Source organism: Vibrio sp. YT-16, from assembly GCF_033337405.1.
Classification (GTDB): domain Bacteria; phylum Pseudomonadota; class Gammaproteobacteria; order Enterobacterales; family Vibrionaceae; genus Vibrio; species Vibrio alginolyticus.
The window spans coordinates 1-1,251 of sequence record NZ_JAWOQQ010000099.1 but is presented as its reverse complement, the minus strand read 5'-3'; the positions used below and the strand labels follow the sequence as shown (position 1 = coordinate 1,251).

1 protein-coding gene is annotated in these 1,251 nt (G+C 37.7%); it reads right to left on the bottom strand.

The features are described from left to right. Positions 1-85: 85 nt before the first annotated feature. Positions 86-481, bottom strand: a complete 396-nt coding sequence (locus R7F07_RS25015) for a leucine-rich repeat protein (protein ID WP_017449650.1) — start codon at positions 479-481, stop codon at positions 86-88. Between the last annotated feature and the right edge of the window lie 770 nt (positions 482-1,251).

Below are 1,251 nucleotides of genomic sequence, written 5' to 3'. Positions count from 1 at the left end.
CTATGCGTCGGTTTATGTGTTTAAGGTATTATGCGGAGGCATAGGTATTGCGTTGCTCACACCTTAGCAAGGCGTTAGTTGTACATCAGAATTCGTCTTCTTCTTCTAATTCGTCTAAATACTCTGGTGAGTGAATTGCACAATAATCAACATCGGCATTTTCATTTAGTATGTCGACTTTTATCTCCGCATCTTCCATGTAAAGAGCGTATTCGCCAATAAATTCAACAGATTCAGGAACAACGATATGAGTTATAAAATTCATACTAAGCGCCCCATACTCTAGTCGCTGTAATGTGTTTGGCAGAATTATATTTGTTATCCAATTGTGGCAAAATGCATTTCGACCAATGATACGAACTTCTACGTTGTCAAAGTGGGAAGGTATTTCGATATCCCTATAATCAGCCTCGTAAGAAAGGATCGTACCAGTTTCTTTGTCAAACTTAACGTCATTTACTTCTAGGGTATGGGTAGTCATTGTTAAATCCATTAATAATCTTATTGAAATCAATATGCTACTAGGGAAATATACAACTAACAAACTGTTTAAGAGTGATTCGCAACGCGTGGCATTTTCATCATGCGTTGGTTTAAGTGATTAAGGTGGTATGCAGCGACATCGGTATTGCGTTGCTCACACCTTAACAGGGCGTTATGTAAACAAAATAGCGGTTCACGTCGAGTTTTTTGATATTTGATGCTAGGTAGCGTCTGAGTCGATCTTAATAATGTTTCAAAATGAAGTTTTGGAGCATGAGCGCAGTGAATATTGTTTTAGTTCTATTTACGGTAAACCATTTTATTTACTTGTATTTTAGTCATTTTATCGAAAATGCGGTGAGTAGTAGTGGGGGAGCCGGAGAGGCTTCACTATACGGATTAGCTTACGGATTTCTGATATTACCTTTTCAGTTTCTTTTAGAGTTGGCTTTATTTTTTGCTTTTTTATATCAAGTTCTAATAGTTCGTCAATGGCGTGCTAGTATATGGTACTGGTCTACTTTCTTGCTTACGTTGTTTTTGATTCTTGATATCGGATACTGACTTTAGCTTGTTCACATAACAAACGCTTCAAGACGGATTCGCAACGCGTGGCATTTGTGGTTTGTGGTGAATTTAGTGATTTAGGTGGTGCGCGGAAACATCGTATTGCGTTGCTCACCACTTAAGCGGGCGTTATACGAATAGAGGGAAATTATGTACAAAAATACTGATTTTAACTTGGATTCAAAAGAGTTCAGGTTTAAG

Coding starts and splice junctions, on each gene's coding strand:
- R7F07_RS25015 (WP_017449650.1), bottom strand. CDS start 481: ATGACTACCCATACCCTAGAAGTAAATGACGTTAAGTTTGACAAAGAA.